This window comes from Streptomyces sp. NPDC059679 (genome assembly GCF_042734105.1).
Classification (GTDB): Bacteria; Actinomycetota; Actinomycetes; order Streptomycetales; family Streptomycetaceae; genus Streptomyces.
In genome coordinates this window covers 1-18,754 of record NZ_JBHWES010000027.1, presented here as the reverse complement: position 1 = coordinate 18,754, position 18,754 = coordinate 1, and the positions used below count along the sequence as shown (strand labels likewise).

Here is an 18,754-nt window from a genome sequence, read left to right as displayed (position 1 = left end):
TCATGGAAGACGGTCGACTTCGCCGCGGTGCCGACGGCCGCGCCAGTCTGAACGCCAGGCCGCGCGCGGCCGGGTTCTCAATGCCGGCCCGAGGTCGATATCAGGCCGCTGAAGCGTCGCCCCTAGCCCTTGACGGCGCCGAGCGACACGCCTGACTGCCAATACCGCTGCAAACTGAGGAACGCGATGATCAGCGGGATGATCGTCAGCAGCGAGGCTGTGAGCACGAGATTCTGGACGAGAGCGCCGTTCCCCGCAGTCGATCCCAGCTTGTTCCATCCGTTGAGTCCGATGGTCAGTGGATACCAGTTGGGATCCTTGAGCATGACCAGCGGTAGGAAGTAGTTGTTCCAGATCGATACGAACGAGAAGAGCAGGACCGTCACGCTTGCCGGTGCGAGCATCGGGAGCGCAATCTGAATGAAGGTCCTGAGCTCACCGGCGCCGTCGACCTTTGCGGCATCCAGCAGGTCCGTCGGCACGGCTTCGGCCGTGTACACCCACATCAGGTACAGCCCGAAGGGGTTGATGAAACTCGGTATGAGAACGGCCCACGGGGTGTTGGTGATGCCGAGATGCGCGAACAGCAAGAACTGTGGGATCGCCAGGGCGATGCCCGGCACCGCGATCGATCCCAGGATGACGAACAGGAACACGCGCTTGCCGCTGAAGTGGAGCTTCGCCAGGGCATATCCGCCGAGGGCCGCCAGAAACGTCGACACGACCGCGCCCACGACGACGTAGATGACGGTGTTGAGCAGCCACCGGGAGAAAATGCCGTCCTGGTATCTGAACACCTCGACGATGTTGTCCCACAGGGCGAACTTGTGACCGGGCGCGAGCCCGAACGTGGAGACGAAGTCGGCCTGTGACTTGCTTGCGTTGATGACCAGCCACACCAGCGGCAGCAGACAGTACAGGGCGGTCAACCCTGCCATGACGGTGAGAGTTACGCTCTTCTTGGGGTTTTCCACGCTGTAGAGGCGACGGCGGTTGCGGTCATGACGAACAGATGTAGCGGAGGTCGCGACTTCCCTGGATTCAGCTCGCGTACTAGCGATCGAAGGCATTCCTCAGTCCTCTGATTTGGACGGCGTAGGCGACCGCGATCGTGATCGCAGCCATGACGAGCGCGAGGGCTGCCGCATAGCCTTGCTGAGATCCGGTGAAGGCCAGGTTGTACGCGTACAGATTTGGCGTGTAGTCGCTGGTGATGCCGCTGTTGGCTACCATTGACGGCAGGATCTGCGGCTCGTTGAAAATCTGGAACGTGCCGATGATCGAGAAGATGACCGCGATGACCAGGGACCTTCGCAGTGCCGGTAGCTTGATTCTGCGGATTACTTGAAACTCGTTCGCCCCGTCGAGTGCCGCAGCCTCGTACAACTCGCGTGGGATGGCCTTGAGCACGGCGTAGAAGATGAGCATGTTGAAGCCGGTGAAGGCCCAGGTCACCATCATCCCGATGGAGATGAGCGTGGTACTGGGGGTGAAGGGGTTGAGATCCGTGCCCAGGGCATTGTTGAGGCTGCCGAACAGGCCGTATTTGACGCCCAGCATGAATCCCCACATGAGAGTCGACACGACCCCCGGCACCGCATAGGGGAGGAAGATCGACACCCGCACGAACTTGGTGCCGTGCAGACGCCTGGAGTCCAACGCCAGCGCCAACGCCATGGCGAGGATCAACATGATCGGCACCTGGACGAGTGTGAACCAGAAGACCCGGCCCACACCGTCCCAGAACTGCGCATCTTGGAACAGCTTGGTGTAGTTGGCGAGCCCGGTGAACGTGTTGCCTCCGATAAGCTTCTGCTGGAAGAGGCTTAGGTAGCCGGCGTAGACGATCGGCACTATGTACACGAACATGAACAACAGCCCGAAAGGCGCGATGAACGCCAGTCCGATCTGTTTCCTGCCGCGCTTTCTGGCCGGTCTCCGGCGCTGCTTTGTATCTGACGACATCACAGCGGTGACGTCGAGACGGCCTGCGTGGCCCATTCCCGGTGTTCCTTTCGGTGCGTTGCCTTGCCCGGGCTCGCTTCCTCACGCTGCCCTGACGGGGAACCGCTAGTCCACCTCGAAACCCTGCTCATTGCCGTACTTGGTCATGCGCTTCCTCCACTCCTCGAGGATTCCCGCGAGTGAGCCCTTTCCTGTGGTGTAGTACTTCGATACGAGGTCGGCGTAGGTCGATCGTGCCCACTCGAAGAAAGGTGGGTACTGCCAGCCGCGCGCGACGATCTTCGAGGCCTTTGCCAGCACGGGGCCGACCTTCTGACCACCGAAGTACTTGTCGACCTTGCTCGGGGAGTCCGTGCTCGCCAACACCGACGTGTTCGGGACGAAGGCGCCCGCTTCGACGCGGGAAGAGAGGCCGCCACCGTGCGTGAAGTACTCGAGGAACTTGAACGCCGCGTCCTTGTGCGCGGCAGCCGCGGGGATACCGAAGCCGCTTCCGCCGTTCTCAGCCCCGACCTCGTCGCCCTGCTTCCACTGCGGCATCAACGCGACCCTGAAGTCACCGGCGACCTTGGGTGCACGCTGAGGCAGTGACGAGGTCAGCCAGCCGCCCATGATCTGCGAGGCAAGAGTTCCGTCGTTGAGGGTGCGGTTCCAGTCGTCGGACCACGCCGTGACCTTGGTGTTGAGCAAGCCCTCGTCGAGCATCTTCTGCCAGAACGCCACGGCTTTGGTTGTGCCAGGATCCGTGAAGTCGATGTGCACCTTGGTGCCATCCACCTGGAAGGGGCGACCGCCTGCCTGCCAGATGAGCGAGAGCAGGAAGAAGAGGTCCCCGGTGTCCTGGGCGATGTAGTGATCGCCACCGAGCGCGCGAACCTTCTTGGCGTCCTCGTAGTACTCGTCCCACGTGGCCGGAGGTTTCTTCACCCCGGCCTTTCCGAGAGTGGCCTGGTTGTAGAACATGACCGACGGACCGTAATCAGAAGGCATCGCGTAGACCTTGCCATCGACTGTCACGTCATTCCACGCGGCCTCGACGTAGTCCTTCTTGAGCTTATCGGCGCCAAATCCCCCGAGATTGTCGAGCTTGCCAGGAATGGCGAAGTAGGGCACCGCGAAGTACTCGAACATCGCGAGGTCCGGCACGCCGGATCCGGCCTGGATCGCATTGTCGAGTGCCGTGTACTCGTCGAATGACGAGCCGGCGTTGACCACCTTGACCTTGATTTTCGGGTTCGCCGCCTCGAAACCAGGCACGGCCTTCGCGACCGTGTCGTCCCAGCTCCAGACGGTGAGATTCACCCGACCGTCGCCGCCGCCGTCCGCCGACCCACTCGAGCAGGCGCCCAGTACGAGCGTCAGCACGAGCGCCGCAGAAGAGAGCCTTGCCTTCTTGCGGAACGTCATGAGCCGCCTCCTCCTTGAGATGACCCGTAACTTTTTCGGAACCTTTTCGGAACTCGCGGCAACGTAATCGGCGCGATCCGCTCACGTCAAGGACTTGGACGCAATCGATGCCAAGGTCAGCACATGTGTAACTTATGCTTGAGTTCGAAAAAGTTTCGACCACGAAACGGAGTCACGATGAGTCGGCGATCCAGTTCCGATCGAGCCACCCTCGCGGATGTCGCCCGGCTGGCCGGGGTCTCGACGGCGACCGCCTCGAAGGTCCTCAACGGGCGCAGCGACGTGGCGGCGGACACGCGCGACCGTGTCCTTGGCGTCATCGCCGAGCTCGGCTACAAGCCGACGACGGCGCGACGGGATGTGCGGCGGGAGGGCACGCTCGTCACTGTGCTCGACATCGTCGAGTCCCGCTACGCCGCGACGGTGCTCCAAGGGATCCTCGCGGCCGCGACCGCCGCACAGGCCGAGCTCCTCCTGCGCCTGCCGCCCGAAGACTGGATCGACACAAGCCGTACAGCGGCCCGTGCCTGGATCGCGGACCTGCAAGCGTCCGGCGTCGTTGGCATCATCGTGCTCGCCGCGGCCGTGCCCGACTCGGTGCTCCTCGCCGCGGAGGATGCGGAGCTGCCGGTGGTGACGATCGACCCGATCGACACCACCGACTCGCGTGTCGTCAGCATCGGTTCCACCAACTGGGCGGGGGGTCGCTCGGCGACCGAGCACGTCATCAGGCTGGGCCACCGCAGGATCGCCTGGATCGGCGGCCCGCTGAGTTCCTCTCCCTCGGCAGAGCGCTTCCACGGGTACCAGGCCGCGCTGCACTCGGCGGGCATCACGCCGGACGGCGTGATGATCCGCCACGGCGCGTTCTCCGTCGAAGCGGGACTTCAGCACGCCCATGACATGCTGGCGCTCGACGAGCAGCCAACCGCGATCGTCGCGGGCAACGACGAAATCGCTGTCGGGGTGCTCGCCGCGGCCAATGGACTCCAGATCACCGTCCCGGGGGATCTATCGGTTACCGGGTTCGACGACACGCCGCAGGCCCAATGGACAACCCCCCGGCTGACGTCCGTCGCGCAGCCTCTCGTCGGCATGGGCCGGATGGCCGTCGAGACCGCCCTCGGCATGGTGAACGGCGTCCAGCCCGCCTCCTGGCACCTCCAGCTGGCGACCACCCTCAACGTCCGTGACTCCACGGGCCCTGCCACATGAAGGCGGTGCCGATGGTGAAGGCCAGCGGGATGAACGCCGCCAGCATGACCTCCTCGTACGGCACGCCGAGCACCTGGGCCGGCTCGCGCTCCAGCGGCCCCTGCGCGGTGGTCCACACCGTGCCCAGGCCACGCGCCCGGGCGGCCTGCATACCTCACACCCGACGAGCGCGGCCGACTGAGTGCGATCCTCGGCAAACTGCTCCATCCGGAGAGCAGTAACCTGCCGGACCATGACGGACGATGACGCGACGCCCGCCCTGCTGATCAAGGCAAGCGCGCTGCTCCGCGCCTGCGGCGAGCGGCTGATGGACGACGCCGAGACGGACGCGGTCCCGCGCTTGCTCGCCGAGGCGTCCCGCTGTTACGACGCCGTCGCGCGGCAGCTGGGCGCCGACGACGCGGAGACCGCCGCCACCGTCGCCGTCGGACGCTCGACGACAGCGGCGCTGGCCCTGCACCAGTACGCCTGGGATGAGCTGGACTGCGACTGGTCGTGGGAGGACGAGAGCGACGGGCCGTACCTGGGCCACATGCGGGAGTTCGACGAGGAAGGCATCAGCGAACCACTCGTCGCGCGGGCGATCGAGGCGGCTCGGACGGCCCTGGACGCCGACCCCGGCGACCCTCTGGTGCCCCTTCAGCTGGGCCACGCCCTGTGCTGGTCCGGCGACCGGGACGGCGCGGTCGCCGCGTACGCGGAGGTGCTGCGGCGCGACCCGGGGGACCTTGTCGCGCGCGACAGGCTCGCGGAGCTCGGGGAAGAGGTGCCTGAGGAAGGCGCTTCTGGCGGCACCGGGTCCCCGTCCCCGGGCCGCTACGCGTTCGCCTTGATCCGTGCAGAGGCCGGGAACGCGAGCTGGGGATGGTCCTCGATCGCGCTCGCCTCCGGCACGGTCGCCGCCGCGCGGCGCGACGCCGACGGGGTCCTCAGCAGCCTTGCCGACGCGGATCTCACCCGAGAAGAGCTTGCCGAGATGCTGAGGCTGACCCTCGAAATCCACCACCCGGGCCAGCCCGTCACCCGCTTCGACCTCATCGACCACGTCCCGGCCGAGCCCCGCAGCGGGGCGTTCCTCATCGACCGGTCGGGCATCCCGGAGGGCGAGCCCTTGGACCCGCCCCTTCCGCCGGGTCGGCCGGTCCGGATCGACGGCCGGACCTGCTTCCACGGCGGTCCGGTGTGGCCACAGCCGTAGCCGTGTCCGTCGGCGCCGTGCCGCGGCAGTACGGGCGCCCGAGGGTGTTCCGCTCCGGGACTGACCACCCAGCGGGCGCCCGCCGCGCACGACACGCTTAGCTGTTCGGGCAGGTATCAGCCCAGGGCGGGGTAGTCGGTGTAGCCGCGGTGGTCGCCGCCGAAGGAGGTGGTCGGGTCGGGGGTGTTGAAGGGGCCGCCGGCGGCGAGGCGGGCCGGGAGGTCGGGGTTGGCCAGGTACAGCGCGCCGTAGGCGATCAGGTCCGCCGTGCCGTCCTCCACCAGACCCAGCTCTTCCGGGCCGGTCGGGTCGGTGCCGGTGAACGGGTTGAGGATGAAGGTGCCGGGCCACTCCTTGCGCAGGCGGAGGACCAGGTCACGTACGCCCGGGGCCTCCATCTGGTGCAGATAGGCGAGGCCCAGCGGGGCCAGCCGTGCCACCAGGGCGCCGTAGGTCTCCTGGAGGTCGTCCTCGGCGATGTCGTTGTAGGGGTTGCCGGGCGAGATACGGAAGCCCACCTTCTCGCCGCCGATGGCCTGGGCCACCGCGGTGGCCACCTCGACGGCGAAGCGGATGCGGCCGTCGACCGAGCCGCCCCAGGCGTCGGTGCGCCGGTTGGCGTTGGGGGCGAGGAACTGGTGGACCAGGTAGCCGTTGGCGCCGTGGATCTCCACGCCGTCGAACCCGGCGGCCACCGCGTTGCGCGCGGCGGTGGCGAAGTCCTCGACGGTCCGGGCGATCTCGGCCTCGGTCAGCTCCTTGGGGGTGACGAAGTCCTTGGGGCCCTCATGAGTGAACACCTGCCCCTGCGGCGCCACCGCGGAGGGGCCGACCGGCAGCTGGTCGTCCGGCAGCAGGCTGGGGTGGCCGATACGGCCGGTGTGCATCAGCTGCGCGAAGATCACCCCGCCCTCGTCGTGCACGGCGTCGGTCACCTTGCGCCAGGCCGCGACCTGCCCCGTGGAGTGCAGGCCCGGGGTGTTGGGGTAGCCCTGCCCGACCACCGACGGCTGGGTGCCCTCGGTGACGATCAGCCCGGCGCCGGCCCGCTGCGCGTAGTAGGTCGCCATCAGGTCCGTGGGGGTCGCCCCGGGACCGTAAGCACGGCTGCGGGTCATCGGGGCCATCACGATGCGGTTGGCCAGGGGCTTGCCGCCCAGGTGGTACGGATCGAATGCCGTCGCCATGATCACATTCCTTGGTCACGGAGGAGCGCCACGGGGCGTGGCGCAATTACCTGTCCGAACAAGTAAATGGCGGCATGGCATTCCCGCTGCGCTGTGAGCTGCGTCACCACACACCCCGCTCCGCCGCGATCTGCAGCGCATATGGGCTCACCGCCGTATTGACATCGAGCGCGATAGGCTCGTTCCTGCTCGGGCAGCTACACATCGCAGCGAGGGACGTATGAGTCAGCCGAAGGACACGGCCGGCAGCCGGTCAGCCGAAGCTGAAGCCGCGGCAACGGCCGAGATGCCGATGCCACCCTCCGTCCAGGCCGGCGCCATGACCCACGCGATCTTCCGCGTCGCCCGGCTGCACCGCATGCTCGCCGCGCAGCTGCTGCGCCGCGTCGGCCTCCACCCCGGCCAAGAACTGGTCATGATGCAGCTGTGGGACCTCGGCCCCCAGCGCCAGGCCGATCTGGTGCGCCTGCTCGGCTCCGACGCGGCCACCATGACCCGCACCATCCGACGCCTCGAACACGCCGGCTTCGTCCGCCGCCACCCCTGCGCCGCCGACAAACGCGCCTTCATCATCGAACCCACCACCGCCAGCCTCGCCCTGCGCCGCCAGGTCGAGGAGGTCTGGGCCGAACTCGAGAGCTCCGTCGCCGACAGCCTGACCCCCGACCAGCAGACCGAGGCCATCGACGCCCTGACCCGGATCGAACACAGCCTCGTCCACGCCACCGCACGGCACGCCTCCGCGGAGCAGTAACGTGCCGGTCCATGAAGGACGATGACGCGACGAACGCCCTGCTGCTCAAGGCCGGTTCGCTGCTCCTCGAGAGCAGTGAGCAGCTGACGTACGGCGCCGAGACGGACACGGACAAGGTCCCGCACCTGCTCGCGGAGGCGACCTGCTGCTACGACGCCGTCGCGCGGCAGCTGAGCGCCGACGACGCGGAGACCGCCGCCACCGTCGCCGTGGGACGCTCGACGACAGCGGGGCTGGCCCTGCAGCAGTGCGTCCTTGAGGAGCTGTCCTGCGACTGGTCCTGGACGGACGGGGAGGACGGGCCATGGCTGGGCGACATGGAGGAGTACGACGAGGACGGCCTCAGCGAGGAGCTGACCGCGCGGGCGGTCGAGACGGCCCGCGCCGCCCTGGACGCCGACCCCGGCGACCCTCTCGTACCCCTTCAGCTGGGCCACGCCCTGTGCTGGTCCGGCGACCGGGACGGCGCCGTCGCCGCGTACGCCGAGGCGCTGCGGCGCGACCCGGGGGACCATGTCGCACGCGACAGCCTCGGCGGACTCGGCGAAGAGGTACCCGAGGAGGACGACTTCGACGGCACCGAGTCCCCGGACCGCTACGCGTTCGCCCTGGTCCGCGAAGAGGCCCGGATCAGCAACTCGGAGTGGTCCTCGACAGCGTGCGTTTTCGGGTCCGTCGACGCCGCGCGGCGCGACGCCGACGAGACCCTGAAATCCTGCGACAACGGGGGCTTCGACCCTGAAGACCTCCCGACCATGCTGAAGCTGACCCTGGAGATCCACCGACCGGGACAGCCCATCACCCGTTTCCCGGCCGAGCCCCTGGACGCGTCGTTCCTCATCGACTGGTCGGGGCTTCCGGAGGGCGAGCCCCTGGACCCGCCCCTGCCGCCCGGCCGGCCGGTCCGGATCGACGGCGAGACCTGCTTCCACGGCGCCCTTCGGTAGCCGGGAGCCTTCGGACCACCACCCTTCAGACCGCCGATGCCGCCTGGGCCCGCTCCCGTACGACGCGGCGGCGCCGGCTCGGCATCCCGAGCGTCGGGTTGGCGACGCCCCAGGCCGCGCCTTTGCAGACCAGCTCCTTGTAGACGGCGGCGAGCCGTCCGGTCAGGGCCGCCCGGACGGCTCGGTCGTCGGCGGTGACGTACTGGATCACGCCTTCCTTGCGGCCCAGCGAGATGCACTGGTTGAAGTAGCGGGGCGACACGTTCGGGAGCTTCCCGCCGGTCAGGCGCGCCGCGATGGCGTCGGCGGCCTGCCACGCGGTGGGGACGCCCGAGGCGCACGACATCCGCAGCGGCTTGTCGCCGGGGCCCATCACCATGGCCGCGTCACCCACGGCGTACACATCCGGGTGCGAGACCGAGCGCATGGTCGCGTCGACCACGATCTGGCCGGTGCCGGTGGCCTCCAGGGTGGTGGCCTTCGCGATCGGGTGGACCGCGAAGCCGGTGGTCCACACGGTGACCGCGGCCGGGATGGCCTTGCCGTCGGCGGTGACGACGCGGTCGGCCTCGACGCCGGTGACGGCGCTGTGCTCGTGCACGGTGATGCCGAGCTTGTCGCAGACCTTCCGCAGGTGCTCGCGGCCCTTGGGCGAGAGCCAGTCGCCGAGGCCGCCACGGGCGGCGAGGGCGACATCGAGCTCCGGGCGGGCCTCGGCGATCTCGGTCGCGGCCTCCAGACCGGTGAGGCCGCCACCGACGACGACCACGGGCTGTCCGGCGTCCAGGCGGGCCAGGCGCTCGCGCAGCTGGAGCGCTCCGGGGCGACTGGCGATCTCGTGGGCGTGCTCGGCGGTGCCGGGGACGCCCTGGTCGTTCCAGCCGCTGCCGAGGGCGTATACGAGGGTGTCGTACTCCAGCTCCCCTTCCTCGGCGCCGTTCGCATCGATGACGGCGACGGTCTTACGGTCGACGTCGACACCGGTGACCCTCGCGAGCTTCAGTTCGACGCCCGTGCCCGCGAACATCTCGCCGAAGGGCCGGGGCTTGAGGTCCTGGCCGACCGCCAGCTGGTGCATCCGGACGCGTTCGACGAAGTCGGGCTCGGCGTTGACGAGGGTGATGGTGACGTCCTCGCGGTGCAGCCGCTTGGCGAGGCGCCCGGCGGCGCTGGCTCCGGTGTATCCGGCTCCGAGGACGATGATGCGGTGCTGCATGTCCTTGCTCCTGTCTGTTCCTGTCTTCAGCGAGTCGCCCCTTGAACCGGGCGGCCCGCCGTTTCCTGACAGGAAGGCGATGTGAAGCAGCTCACATCGGATCAGAAGGCGTGGAGCAGGGGTTCTCCGTGGTCGACGGCCGCCCACTGCTCGCTCGCACGTTCGAGCTTGTCGGGGTTGACCTGGTTACGGAACGCGGCGATGCCCTCGGCCGTGACCTCCAGGCACACGACGCCGACGACCCGGCCGTCGACGACCGCCACGACGGCGGGGTCGCCGTTGGCGGTCGTGGCGTAGACCTCTGGTGAGCCGCCGGCGAAGGCGCGCTTGGCCTTGCTGGGCTTGAACAGGCCCCACATGAACTTCGCGACCGCGACGGCGCCCTCGAACGCCTTGGCACGGGCCGGGATCTTCCCGCCGCCGTCGCCGATCGCGACGGCGTCCTGGGTGAGCAGCCGCACCAGCGGCTCGGGCCGGCCGCTGGTGGCGGCCGCCAGGAACTCCTCGACGATCCGCCGGGCGGTGGCCTCGTCGACCTCGGTACGGGCCTGGCCGTCCGCGACATGCTTCTTGGCGCGGTGGAAGATCTGCTGGCTGGACGCCTCGGTGATGTCGAGGATCTCGGCGATCTCCCGGTGCGGGTAGTCGAAGGCCTCCCGCAGCACGTACACCGCCCGCTCGTTGGGGGACAGACGCTCCATGAGGGTGAGGACGGCGTACGAAACCGACTCGCGCTGCTCGGCGGTGTCGGCCGGGCCGAGCATCACGTCCCCGGCGAGCAGCGGCTCGGGGAGCCACTGGCCCACATAGGTCTCGCGCCGCGCGCGGGCCGAAGTGAGCTGGTTGAGGCACAGGTTGGTCAGGACCTTCGTCAGCCATGCCTCGGGGACCTCGATACGGTCGACGTCGGCAGCCTGCCAGCGCAGAAACGCCTCCTGCACGGCGTCCTCGGCCTCGCTCGCGGAACCGAGGAGGCGGTAGGCGATGGCCTCCAGGCGGAACCTGAAGGCCTCGAACCGGTCCACGTCGCTCATGCTCAGGGGCATGGGCCCCGATCCTACTAGCGGCCCACCAGCGGGCGCCGGTGACCCGGGCGGCCGGTCAGCGTCGGTCCTCGACCGTCCATCCGGCGCCCAACTCCCGGCGCAGGGCGGCCAATGCCGCGTCCGCCTGCCGGGTGAACCTCTCCCGTTCCTCTTGGGGCCATGGGGACGGGTCCGGTGGGTAGTCCCAGTCGATGGACGACTGGTACCACTCGCACAGCCTCGCCAATTCGGCCTGGATGGCCGGGCTGATCGGCAGTCGTTCCAGCTCACAGGGGGAGCCGTACGGGCTGTCGACGTCGTCCGGCCACAGCGGGGTGTGCGGGACGCCGGCTTCGAAGAAGAAGCGCAGGTGGTGAGGCGGCATGGAGCACATTCTCACGGCCGGCGCGTCCGTCCGCGCGGTCAGGTGCGCCCCGTACGAACGTCACGCCGGCGGCGCGCCCTGGCCGTCGCCGGTGGCATACCCCCGCGATCCACCGACTCCGGCCAGGGGCACCTCGCCGCGCTGTGAGCCCCCCGGCGCGGCAGGCGGGCCAGGATCAGCCGATGCTGTCCGCGGGGGCGTTGGACAGGTAGGTGTAGCGGGCCTGGAGGGCGCCGGTCCTGGGGGCGGTCTCCGTCTCCTCCAGGAGGTCTCCGGTCTTGGGGTTGACGATCAGGCGGAGGGTGCCGGAGTCGGTGGTCCACTCCAGGGCCGTGCCCGTGCGGCCGGTGGCGTCCTTGGCGGGGCCGGCGACCTCGACGCCGGGAAGGCCGGCCAAGACGCGGTAGAGCGCGGCGCGCAGGTCGGGGCGCGCCGGGGACTCGCCGAGGAGGGCGGTGGCGTTGTCGAAGGTGCTCTTGGCCTTGCCGTCGGCGGAGTTGGGGGAAGGCAGCAGCGCGGCGAGGGCCTTGGGGTCGGTGGGGAGCTTGTCGAGCTGGTTCCAGCCGAGGGTCCGGTCACCGACGGCGTACGCGCGGGCCCTGACGGCGACCTGGGTGGACCCGTCCGGGTTCACCTCGGTGGACTTCCCCTTCCGGTCCAGATACCTGGTGTGGGTGCGCTCCTTCTCGCCGTCCGCCGGGACGGTGACGGTGAGGCTGGTCTTCCAGTACGGGGCCTTGGCGGCGGGGGTGGCGGCCGCGACCTGTGCCATGTCGTTGAGGAACGCCTTGGCCGAGACGGCCCGCGGGGGCTGCGGGGGCTGCGAGGGTGCGCTGTCGGTCGTGGTGAGGGCCGGGTACGCGATGACTCCGGCGGCGACGGCCGCGGCCAGCGCCGTGGCCACGACGCGAGGGCGGAAGAACAGCCCGGCGAAGCCCGCGCGGCGGCGGGGGCGCGCGGCCGACGGGGTGCCGGCGGCAGGGGTGAGGGCGGTGGCAGGAGTGAGAGCGGCGACCTCGGCGTCCCGCTCGATCGCCGCGCGGACGACGGCCTGCGCCGCCGCCACGGTCTCGGCCTTCGGCGGCGCCACCCGGCCGGCGGCCATCAGGGTCTCCGCTCCGGGGAAGTCGAGGTGGTCGCTGCTGAAGGTGTCGGTGCGGGTCATGCGGATTCTCCTGTCTTGGACATCTGGGCGGAGGTGACGAGGGCGTCGAGCCGCTCGCGCAGCCGGGTACGGGCGCGGTGCAGCCGGGAGCGGGCGGTGCCCGGAGGGACACCGATGACCGAGGCGGCCTCGGTGGGAGTGAGCTGCTCCCAGGCGATGAGCAGCAGCAACTCCCGTTCGGCGGCGGGCAGCTTGGTCAGCGCGTGGCGCAGCACCGGCGCGACCGCCGCGGCGTCCAGCCGCTGGTCGACGGCCTGCCACGGGTCGCTGGCGATGCCCTCCGCGAACCGCGCCGAGCCCGGCGGGGCCTCGGTCTCCAGTCGGCGCCAGTGCGCCGCCAGGACGTGTCGGGCCACCCCGAACAGCCAGGCTCTGGCCGTCCCGCGCGCCGCGTCGAAGCCGTCCCGGCTCGCGTACGCGCGCAGCCACAGCTCCGACAGCAGGTCGTCCGCCGCGCCCGGGGCACGCCGTACGAGATAGCCGTGCAGCGCCGCCGAGTGGCGGGCCACCAGCGGTTCGAACGCCGTCGGGTCCCGCTGCGAGCGCCGCAGCAGCTCACCGTCCGTATCGTCCGTATGTTGTTCCCTGGTCACAGGGCCTCCGTCTCCGACCGCCGAAGTAGGCGGTCACACCCCCTACTTGTCGGGCGGAGCCGAAAGCGTTCGCGCCGGGACACCGGCCTGTTGAGGGCGGCCTGTCGGGGGCGGGTGTTTGAATGCGGCCATGGATCCAGAGAGCACACTCTCCGCCCTTCGTGATTTCTGCGCCGAGCGCCTGGGCCCGGAACTCGCCGCCCGCTACGTGGACTTGGCCCGGCCGGGTTTCGCGCTCACCGCGGCCGAGAACCCCGGGGAGGCCGCCGGGCACAGTCGCTTCGGGGGCAGAGCGATGCTCGAACCGGGCGCTCCTTGGCCGACCTGTGACGGCTTTCCGCTGAGCCTGATCGCCGTCCTCGACGCCGACACCCTCTCCCCCTGGCTCGGCGGTGCCCTCCCCGCCGGGACGGGCTTGCTCAACTTCTTCTATCTCGACACCGAATCCGAACAGCACGATCCCGTTTCCTACGATCTGATGCAGAAATACAGCCACTACGGGGCCGAGGTGAGCAGCGTCATCCCGGCCCGCTTCGCGCACGCCGTGGAGACGGACCCGCCCGCCCGGTCGAGCGTCTTCGACCCGATCCCGTGGGCGGCGAAGCCCGGGTTCGCGTTCCCCGACACCTGGGATCCTGCCTGGAACGGCTTCGATGTGGGGCCCGACGCCGACGACATGGCCAGGGCCATGCCCGGCAACCATGTGGAGAATCAGCTCACCGAGTGGTCGGAGCGGCCGGGCGCGCTCGACTCCGAGGACATGGCCTTCGGCAGGCCCCAGTTCCCCACCGGCAGCTCGCCGATGGTGCCGTTCGGCAAGGACCCGAACCGCTACCACCATCTGCTTCAGCTGTCCGGGCACGAAGAGTGGTCCATCGGCGGCGACGGCGGCTGGATGCACTGGGCGATACCCACCGACGCGCTGCGGATCGGCGACTTCGGCCAGGCGGTCCCGACCCCGGACATCTGGTGACACCAGGCGCCCTGACAGGTCTTGGGATGTCCGGGAGGGCGTCCGGGACTGTCCGGGACGCCTGAAGACCTGGCAGGGCGCCGCCGCGCCCCGTCAACATCCCCTCCAGGGCCGCAAGGCGGCGGACGGAGGGGCATCATGCTGGCGGACGAGTACGGATACCAAGTGTCGGGCGGAACGGCGGCGACCTATCCGGGGGTCTACGAGCGGCTGCGGCGCGAGAAGACCGCGGCCCGCAATGTCCTGCTGTTCGCCGTGGTGATGGTGGCGGTGACCGTCGCCGCCGTGAAGTGGGTGGTGCCGGTCTCGTTGAACGCGGGCGTGGTCGTGGCCGGCCTGGCGGGGACCTTGGCGGTCTTCTCCGGTCTTGGCGGTGCGGTCGGCCTCGCCGTGACCGCGCCGAAGCTCACCGTCGCCCTCAGCCACCCCTTCCAGGCCTGGCCGTGTCAGCTGGAGGAGACGAAGGACCACCAGCGGCTGATCCTGCTGCTGGCGCCCGACGGCAGCGTCGCCCGGGAGCTGGACTCGGCCGTGCCCGACACCGTATGGCACGGTACGCCCGACGGCCGCGGCATGCTCTGGATCGCCGGGGACCTGCGCTCGGCGTGCCTGGTCGCCACGCCGGACGCCAAGGAGCTGTGGCGCGCCAAGGGGCGGCCGTACGGGGCGTCGCCGGTGGCCGGCGAAAGCAGGCTGCGGGCGGTGCAGGACGAGCTGCTGCGCACGGCGACCCAGCATGCCTTCAGCGCCTGGATGCAGTGATGTACGGCGGCGATGTACGGCGGTGACGCGTGGCGGTGGCGGCTCCCGCGTCGGTTCTTGATGGCTTCTTCATAGGTTCTTCATAGGGCCCCTCATACGTTCGAGCCCGCCCGGCCGCACCGGCGTCCGGGCGGTCACGAGTGATTGAGGGATCTGTGTCCATGAAGGCATGTGCGCGGCGACGGTTCGCGGCTCGGGCGTGGCCGGCCGTGGTGGTGTCGGTGGTGGCGCTGGGGCTGAGCGGGTGTGGTGGGGGCGGCGGAGGCGGGGACGAGGTGGCCTCGGCGGGGGACGGAAGGACCAGGGCCGGTTCGTCGAAGGCCGGGGACGGCGAGATCGCGCGGTACGTCGAGGGGCAGCGCAGGTTCGTCAAATGTCTGCGCGAGGAGGGGCTCGAGGTCCCCGACCCCGATGCGAAGGGCCATATCGACTTCGGCGACGCGCGGGAGTTGAAGGCGGACCCGAAGTTCACCCGGGCCCAGGTGAAGTGCGAGAAGTTCTCGCTCCCGGTGCCCGAGGAGCTGGAGCGGCAGGAGAGGCCGAAGCTGTCCGCCAAGGAGATCGCGACCAGGAAGCGCTACGCGGAGTGCATGCAGGAGAACGGGGTTCCCGAGGCCCCGGACGTGGGCGACGACGGCTACTCCGACGAGGACTTCCAGAATGACGGAAAGATGTCGTGGGACCCGACGTCGGCCCGCGCCAAACGGGCCATCCGCATCTGTGCGCCGATCATCGGGGACCCGGTCAACCCCGGTAAGGGCAAGGGCTGATGGGCATCGGGCACAGGTCCGTCCTGGTGGCGGCGGGGGCCGTGGCGGTCACCGCCGTGGCGGTGGTCGGCGCGCTGGGGCTCGGCGGCGGGGACGGCTCGGACTCCGGCGGGCCGGACTCCGGGCGCGGGGACAGAACGGTACGGGTCACCCGCGGCACGCTGGTCGAGGAGACGGCGGTCGACGGGACACTGGACCACGGTCCTGAGGTGCCGTTCGAGACACGGGCGGAGGGCACCATCACCTGGCTGCCGAAGGCCGGGAAGACCGTCACGCGCGGCCAGACGCTGCTGCGGGTGGACGAGAAGCCCGTCGTGTCGCTGTACGGGGACCTGCCGATGTACCGGGAGCTGGCAGTCGGCCGGGACCCGGACCGTCCCCTCCGGGGCCTGGACGTCAAGCAGTTCGAGTCCAACCTGGCCATGCTCGGCTACTCGGGCTTCACGGTGGACGACACGTACTCTCAACTGACCGCCGATGCGGTCAAGCGCTGGCAGAAGGACCTGGGCAGACCCAGGACCGGCAAGGTGGGGACCGGGGACATCGCGTACGTGTCCGGGCCGATCCGGATCGCCCGCACGAGCGTCCGGGTGGGCGCCCAGGCCACGGGGAATGTGCTGAGCTACACGAGCACCGCACGCTCGGTGACCGTCGAGGCACCGGCCGGGGAGACCGGCTGGGCGGAGCGCGGCAATCGGGTGGCCGTCGAGCTGCCGGACGGGCATACGGTCAAGGGCCGGGTGGCGGAGGTCGGGCAGGACGCCTCCCCAGCCCAGGGCGACGGGGGCGGCGAGGGCGGAGACGGGGGCGGCGACGGGGACGCGGCCAAGAACGCCAAGGTTCCGGTCCTCATCCGCATCGAGGACCAGGAGGCCCTGGGGCAGCTGAACAGCGCCCCGGTGACCGTCCGCTACGTCGGCCGCAAGCGCGAGAACGTCCTGACCGTTCCCGTGGCCGCCCTGGTGGCGCTCGCCGAGGGCGGCCACGGGCTGGAAATCGCCGACGCCGGGGGTGCCGACGGGGACGGGAAGGGCGGTCGCTTCGTCGCCGTCAAGACCGGTCTGTTCGCGAACGGCAAGGTCGAGGTGAGCGGGTCCACCGTGCGCGAGGGCCTGAAGGTGAGGATCCCCGAATGAGGCCCGTCGTCGTCTTCGAGGGGGTCACGAAGACCTACCCCGGCGGGGTCGCGGCGGTCCGTGACGCCGATCTGCTCGTCCGCTCCGGGGAACTGGTCGCCGTCGTGGGCCCGTCCGGCTCCGGGAAGTCGAGTCTGCTGCACCTGATGGGCACGCTCGACCGGCCGACCGCCGGGCGGGTCACCATCGACAGCCACGACGTGGCGCGGCTGTCCGACCGGGAGCTGTCCGCGCTGCGCGCGCAGCGGATCGGCTTTGTGTTCCAGCAGTTCCACCTGGCGGTGGGCGTGCCGGTGCTCGACACGGTCGCCGACGGGCTGCTGTACGCCGGGGTGCCCCTGCGCGAGCGCCGCCGCAGGGCCTCGGCGGCGCTGGCCCGGGTGGGGCTGGCCCACCGGTCCGGCCATCTGCCCCATCAGCTGTCCGGCGGCGAGCGCCAGCGGGCCGCCGTGGCGCGGGCGGTGATCGGGGAGCCGGCGCTGCTGCTGGCCGACGAGCCGACCGGCAATCTCGACTCGGCCTCGGGCGCGGCGGTGCTGGAGCTGCTGCGCGAGCTGCACGCGGCCGGTACGACGGTGGTGGTGATCACCCACGATCGGGAGCTGGCCGCGGCGCTTGACCGGCGGGTGGAGATCCACGACGGGCGGATCGTCGCCGACAGCGGGGCACATGAGCCCGGCGGGGCGGATGAGCCCGGCGGGGCGGATGAGCCCGGCGGGGCGGATGAGCCCGGCGGGATGGACGCGGCGGGCCCGGTCCACCCGGCGGTCTTCGGGAGGCGGCCATGAGCCGGGGACTGCGACCGGCCCGGCTGCGGCCCGCCGACGTCGTCCGCCTGGGTGGCACCGGTCTGCGCACCCGCCCGCTGCGCGTGCTCCTGTCCGCGCTGGGCATCGCGATCGGCGTGGCCGCGATGCTCGCGGTCGTCGGGATCTCCATGTCCGGGCGGGCCGAGGTGGACCGCCGTCTGGACCGGCTCGGCACCAATCTGCTGCGCGTCTCCCCCAGCCAGTCCACGGGCCAAAGCTCCCAGCTGCCCGAGGAGTCCACGGCGATGATCCGGCGGATCGGCCCGGTGCTACAGGTCGCGGCGACGGGCGCGGTCAAGGACGCCAGGGTGTACCGGAACGAGCACATGCCCAGCGGGCGCACCGGCAGCATCGAGGTGCTGGCGGCCGAACCGCGGCTGCTCGCGTCGGTGGGCGGGAAGGTCCGTACGGGCAGGTGGCTGGACTCGGCCACCGCCGAGTACCCGGGGGTGGTGCTCGGCCGGCAGGCGGCCCGGCGGCTGGACGTGCACACCCCGGGCACCCGGCTGTGGCTGGGCGGCACGTGGTTCTCGCTGGTGGGCATCGTGGACCCGGTGCCGCTCGCGCCCGAGATCGACCAGGCGGCGCTGGTCGGCTGGCCCGCGGCCCAGCGGTACCTGGGCTTCGACGGCCACCCGTCGACCGTGTATGTCCGCACGGAGGAAGACCGGGTGACGGCCGTACGGGACGTGCTCGCGGCGACCGCGAACCCCGAGCATCCGAATCAGGTGGTGGTCTCGCGGCCCTCGGACGCGCTGGCCGCGCGCGAGGCGGCCGAGTCGGCGCTGACCGGGCTGCTGCTGGGGCTCGGCGGGGTGGCTCTGCTCGTGGGGGGCGTGGGGGTGGGCAACACCATGGTCATCTCCGTGCTGGAGCGCCGCCCGGAGATCGGGCTGCGCAGGGCGCTGGGCGCCACCAGCGGGCAGATCCGGGGGCAGTTCGTCACCGAATCGCTGCTGCTGTGCGCGCTGGGCGGGGCGGCCGGGGCGGTGCTGGGTACGGGTATCACCGCCGTGTACGCGGGGGTGCGGGGCTGGCCGACCGAGGTGCCGCTGTGGGCCACGGGGGCCGGGGTCGGGGTGACGCTCGCCATCGGGGCCCTGGCCGGGCTGTATCCGGCGATACGGGCCGGACGGCTGGCCCCGACCCAGGCCCTCGCCGGGCCCTGAGCGGAGCGCCCGAAGCCTGGGTTGCGGTGTGTTTGTGACATAGAAACGCGTTAGCGTCGGCGTGTAGCTGTCCCATAC

At 70.3% G+C, this 18,754-nt stretch carries 19 protein-coding genes and 1 pseudogene; 10 read left to right on the top strand and 10 right to left on the bottom strand.

Annotated elements, in window-relative coordinates:
- Positions 1-122 precede the first annotated feature (122 nt).
- The 3 genes from ACFV2X_RS26885 to ACFV2X_RS26875 form a co-directional block, all read right to left on the bottom strand.
- A complete protein-coding gene (locus tag ACFV2X_RS26885) occupies positions 123-1,070 on the bottom strand; it encodes a carbohydrate ABC transporter permease (protein WP_385620985.1) in 948 nt (315 codons plus the stop codon).
- Positions 1,054-1,965, bottom strand: a complete 912-nt coding sequence (locus ACFV2X_RS26880; RefSeq protein WP_385621271.1) for a carbohydrate ABC transporter permease — start codon at positions 1,963-1,965, stop codon at positions 1,054-1,056. Before ACFV2X_RS26880 ends, ACFV2X_RS26885 begins: the two co-directional genes overlap by 17 nt.
- Before the next feature lie 105 nt (positions 1,966-2,070).
- The gene (locus ACFV2X_RS26875; RefSeq protein WP_385620983.1) at positions 2,071-3,372 is read right to left on the bottom strand and encodes an ABC transporter substrate-binding protein; all 1,302 of its coding nucleotides are present in this window, start codon (positions 3,370-3,372) and stop codon (positions 2,071-2,073) included.
- Positions 3,373-3,549: 177 nt separating this feature from the next.
- Between ACFV2X_RS26875 and ACFV2X_RS26870 the strand changes: the two genes are divergently transcribed.
- On the top strand, positions 3,550-4,587 hold the full coding sequence (locus ACFV2X_RS26870; protein WP_385620981.1) for a LacI family DNA-binding transcriptional regulator: 1,038 nt from the start codon (positions 3,550-3,552) through the stop codon (positions 4,585-4,587).
- On the opposite strand, the pseudogene ACFV2X_RS26865 reads toward ACFV2X_RS26870, so the two are convergent.
- Positions 4,553-4,738, bottom strand: a pseudogene (locus tag ACFV2X_RS26865) (hypothetical protein); the annotation flags it as partial. The gene ACFV2X_RS26870 and the pseudogene ACFV2X_RS26865 sit on opposite strands and share 35 nt — an antisense overlap.
- 81 nt (positions 4,739-4,819) lie before the next feature.
- Between ACFV2X_RS26865 and ACFV2X_RS26860 the strand changes: the two are divergent.
- Positions 4,820-5,785 (top strand): tetratricopeptide repeat protein, encoded by a 966-nt coding sequence (locus ACFV2X_RS26860; protein WP_385620978.1) that lies wholly within the window; start codon positions 4,820-4,822, stop codon positions 5,783-5,785.
- Positions 5,786-5,901: 116 nt separating this feature from the next.
- Here the strand turns inward: ACFV2X_RS26860 and ACFV2X_RS26855 are convergent, their stop codons facing one another.
- Positions 5,902-6,972, bottom strand: a complete 1,071-nt coding sequence (locus ACFV2X_RS26855; RefSeq protein ID WP_385620976.1) for an alkene reductase — start codon at positions 6,970-6,972, stop codon at positions 5,902-5,904.
- A 292-nt stretch (positions 6,973-7,264) separates the two neighbouring features.
- Here ACFV2X_RS26855 and ACFV2X_RS26850 point away from each other — a divergent pair, with 292 nt between their 5' ends.
- Positions 7,265-7,726, top strand: a complete 462-nt coding sequence (locus tag ACFV2X_RS26850; RefSeq protein WP_385621268.1) for a MarR family winged helix-turn-helix transcriptional regulator — start codon at positions 7,265-7,267, stop codon at positions 7,724-7,726.
- Positions 7,727-7,737: 11 nt separating this feature from the next.
- On the top strand, positions 7,738-8,673 hold the full coding sequence (locus ACFV2X_RS26845; RefSeq protein ID WP_385620974.1) for a tetratricopeptide repeat protein: 936 nt from the start codon (positions 7,738-7,740) through the stop codon (positions 8,671-8,673).
- A 25-nt stretch (positions 8,674-8,698) separates the two neighbouring features.
- Here ACFV2X_RS26845 and ACFV2X_RS26840 read toward each other — a convergent pair whose 3' ends face one another.
- The 5 genes from ACFV2X_RS26840 to ACFV2X_RS26820 all read right to left on the bottom strand — a co-directional run bounded on the left by ACFV2X_RS26840 (position 8,699) and on the right by ACFV2X_RS26820 (position 13,057).
- Complete coding sequence (locus tag ACFV2X_RS26840; RefSeq protein ID WP_385620973.1) at positions 8,699-9,889, bottom strand: NAD(P)/FAD-dependent oxidoreductase; 1,191 nt, start codon at positions 9,887-9,889, stop codon at positions 8,699-8,701.
- A gap of 101 nt (positions 9,890-9,990) precedes the next feature.
- On the bottom strand, positions 9,991-10,935 hold the full coding sequence (gene sigJ, locus ACFV2X_RS26835; RefSeq protein WP_385620971.1) for an RNA polymerase sigma factor SigJ: 945 nt from the start codon (positions 10,933-10,935) through the stop codon (positions 9,991-9,993).
- A gap of 55 nt (positions 10,936-10,990) precedes the next feature.
- Complete coding sequence (locus tag ACFV2X_RS26830; RefSeq protein WP_385620969.1) at positions 10,991-11,299, bottom strand: hypothetical protein; 309 nt, start codon at positions 11,297-11,299, stop codon at positions 10,991-10,993.
- A gap of 175 nt (positions 11,300-11,474) precedes the next feature.
- Positions 11,475-12,464, bottom strand: coding sequence for a CU044_5270 family protein (locus ACFV2X_RS26825; RefSeq protein ID WP_385620967.1), 990 nt, complete (start codon positions 12,462-12,464; stop codon positions 11,475-11,477).
- Positions 12,461-13,057: an RNA polymerase sigma factor gene (locus ACFV2X_RS26820; protein WP_385620965.1), complete on the bottom strand. Its 597-nt coding sequence runs from the start codon at positions 13,055-13,057 to the stop codon at positions 12,461-12,463. Before ACFV2X_RS26820 ends, ACFV2X_RS26825 begins: the two co-directional genes overlap by 4 nt.
- A 130-nt stretch (positions 13,058-13,187) precedes the next feature.
- Here ACFV2X_RS26820 and ACFV2X_RS26815 point away from each other — a divergent pair, with 130 nt between their 5' ends.
- The 6 genes from ACFV2X_RS26815 to ACFV2X_RS26790 all read left to right on the top strand — a co-directional run bounded on the left by ACFV2X_RS26815 (position 13,188) and on the right by ACFV2X_RS26790 (position 18,676).
- Positions 13,188-14,030, top strand: coding sequence for a DUF1963 domain-containing protein (locus ACFV2X_RS26815; protein ID WP_385620963.1), 843 nt, complete (start codon positions 13,188-13,190; stop codon positions 14,028-14,030).
- 138 nt (positions 14,031-14,168) lie between these two features.
- The gene (locus ACFV2X_RS26810) at positions 14,169-14,792 is read left to right on the top strand and encodes a hypothetical protein (protein WP_385620961.1); all 624 of its coding nucleotides are present in this window, start codon (positions 14,169-14,171) and stop codon (positions 14,790-14,792) included.
- Between the two features lie 161 nt (positions 14,793-14,953).
- Entirely contained in the window at positions 14,954-15,562 is a 609-nt protein-coding gene (locus ACFV2X_RS26805; RefSeq protein WP_385620959.1) for a hypothetical protein, read from the top strand.
- A complete protein-coding gene (locus ACFV2X_RS26800; protein WP_385620957.1) occupies positions 15,562-16,698 on the top strand; it encodes a peptidoglycan-binding protein in 1,137 nt (378 codons plus the stop codon). The genes ACFV2X_RS26805 and ACFV2X_RS26800 overlap by 1 nt, the downstream gene beginning before the upstream one ends.
- On the top strand, positions 16,695-17,486 hold the full coding sequence (locus tag ACFV2X_RS26795; RefSeq protein ID WP_385620954.1) for an ABC transporter ATP-binding protein: 792 nt from the start codon (positions 16,695-16,697) through the stop codon (positions 17,484-17,486). Before ACFV2X_RS26800 ends, ACFV2X_RS26795 begins: the two co-directional genes overlap by 4 nt.
- Positions 17,483-18,676, top strand: a complete 1,194-nt coding sequence (locus ACFV2X_RS26790) for an ABC transporter permease (protein ID WP_385620951.1) — start codon at positions 17,483-17,485, stop codon at positions 18,674-18,676. The genes ACFV2X_RS26795 and ACFV2X_RS26790 overlap by 4 nt, the downstream gene beginning before the upstream one ends.
- Positions 18,677-18,754: the final 78 nt, after the last annotated feature.

What these genes read in the sequence shown, in the direction of transcription:
- ACFV2X_RS26885 (WP_385620985.1), bottom strand. Translation starts at nt 1,070, where the DNA reads ATGCCTTCGATCGCTAGTACGCGAGCTGAATCCAGGGAAGTCGCGACC.
- ACFV2X_RS26880 (WP_385621271.1), bottom strand. Translation starts at nt 1,965, where the DNA reads ATGTCGTCAGATACAAAGCAGCGCCGGAGACCGGCCAGAAAGCGCGGC.
- ACFV2X_RS26875 (WP_385620983.1), bottom strand. Translation starts at nt 3,372, where the DNA reads ATGACGTTCCGCAAGAAGGCAAGGCTCTCTTCTGCGGCGCTCGTGCTG.
- ACFV2X_RS26870 (WP_385620981.1), top strand. Translation starts at nt 3,550, where the DNA reads ATGAGTCGGCGATCCAGTTCCGATCGAGCCACCCTCGCGGATGTCGCC.
- ACFV2X_RS26860 (WP_385620978.1), top strand. Translation starts at nt 4,820, where the DNA reads ATGACGGACGATGACGCGACGCCCGCCCTGCTGATCAAGGCAAGCGCG.
- ACFV2X_RS26855 (WP_385620976.1), bottom strand. Translation starts at nt 6,972, where the DNA reads ATGGCGACGGCATTCGATCCGTACCACCTGGGCGGCAAGCCCCTGGCC.
- ACFV2X_RS26850 (WP_385621268.1), top strand. Translation starts at nt 7,265, where the DNA reads ATGCCACCCTCCGTCCAGGCCGGCGCCATGACCCACGCGATCTTCCGC.
- ACFV2X_RS26845 (WP_385620974.1), top strand. Translation starts at nt 7,738, where the DNA reads ATGAAGGACGATGACGCGACGAACGCCCTGCTGCTCAAGGCCGGTTCG.
- ACFV2X_RS26840 (WP_385620973.1), bottom strand. Translation starts at nt 9,889, where the DNA reads ATGCAGCACCGCATCATCGTCCTCGGAGCCGGATACACCGGAGCCAGC.
- sigJ (WP_385620971.1), bottom strand. Translation starts at nt 10,935, where the DNA reads ATGCCCCTGAGCATGAGCGACGTGGACCGGTTCGAGGCCTTCAGGTTC.
- ACFV2X_RS26830 (WP_385620969.1), bottom strand. Translation starts at nt 11,299, where the DNA reads ATGCCGCCTCACCACCTGCGCTTCTTCTTCGAAGCCGGCGTCCCGCAC.
- ACFV2X_RS26825 (WP_385620967.1), bottom strand. Translation starts at nt 12,464, where the DNA reads ATGACCCGCACCGACACCTTCAGCAGCGACCACCTCGACTTCCCCGGA.
- ACFV2X_RS26815 (WP_385620963.1), top strand. Translation starts at nt 13,188, where the DNA reads ATGGATCCAGAGAGCACACTCTCCGCCCTTCGTGATTTCTGCGCCGAG.
- ACFV2X_RS26810 (WP_385620961.1), top strand. Translation starts at nt 14,169, where the DNA reads ATGCTGGCGGACGAGTACGGATACCAAGTGTCGGGCGGAACGGCGGCG.
- ACFV2X_RS26805 (WP_385620959.1), top strand. Translation starts at nt 14,954, where the DNA reads ATGAAGGCATGTGCGCGGCGACGGTTCGCGGCTCGGGCGTGGCCGGCC.
- ACFV2X_RS26800 (WP_385620957.1), top strand. Translation starts at nt 15,562, where the DNA reads ATGGGCATCGGGCACAGGTCCGTCCTGGTGGCGGCGGGGGCCGTGGCG.
- ACFV2X_RS26795 (WP_385620954.1), top strand. Translation starts at nt 16,695, where the DNA reads ATGAGGCCCGTCGTCGTCTTCGAGGGGGTCACGAAGACCTACCCCGGC.
- ACFV2X_RS26790 (WP_385620951.1), top strand. Translation starts at nt 17,483, where the DNA reads ATGAGCCGGGGACTGCGACCGGCCCGGCTGCGGCCCGCCGACGTCGTC.